Source organism: Burkholderia sp. 9779_493 (assembly GCF_015712215.1).
Lineage (GTDB): Bacteria > Pseudomonadota > Gammaproteobacteria > Burkholderiales > Burkholderiaceae > Burkholderia > Burkholderia cenocepacia.
On the sequence record NZ_JACCQA010000110.1, the window covers coordinates 1 to 461 of the forward strand.

Genomic DNA, 461 nt, shown 5'->3' on the forward strand with positions numbered 1-461 from the left:
ATTTACCCCGGACGGACCGCGTGCGTTTCTGCCGTTGTTTGATAACTGGGCATCGCTGGTGTGGTATGACTCTCCGGTACGTATTCGCCAGTTGCAGAATATGAATATGGCGCAACTCCAGGCGGAAATCGCGAAGCATTTCCCGTCGCGTCTGGGTTACGTTACACCGCTTGCCGCTGGTGCGTTTCCGCTGACGCGTCGCCATGCGTTGCAGTACGTGCAGCCAGGGCTTGCGCTGGTGGGCGATGCCGCGCATACCATCCATCCGCTGGCGGGGCAGGGAGTGAATCTTGGTTATCGTGATGTCGATGCCCTGATTGATGTTCTGGTCAACGCCCGCAGCTACGGCGAAGCGTGGGCCAGTTATCCTGTCCTCAAGCGTTACCAGATGCGGCGCATGGCGGATAACTTCATTATGCAAAGTGGTATGGATCTGTTTTATGCCGGATTCAGTAATAATC

Annotated in this window: 1 protein-coding gene; it reads left to right on the forward strand. The window is 56.0% G+C overall.

The features are described 5' to 3' along the window. Window positions 1–461 (forward strand): FAD-dependent monooxygenase (locus H0X95_RS35715; protein WP_196446438.1); only part of this gene is annotated, 461 nt, incomplete at both ends.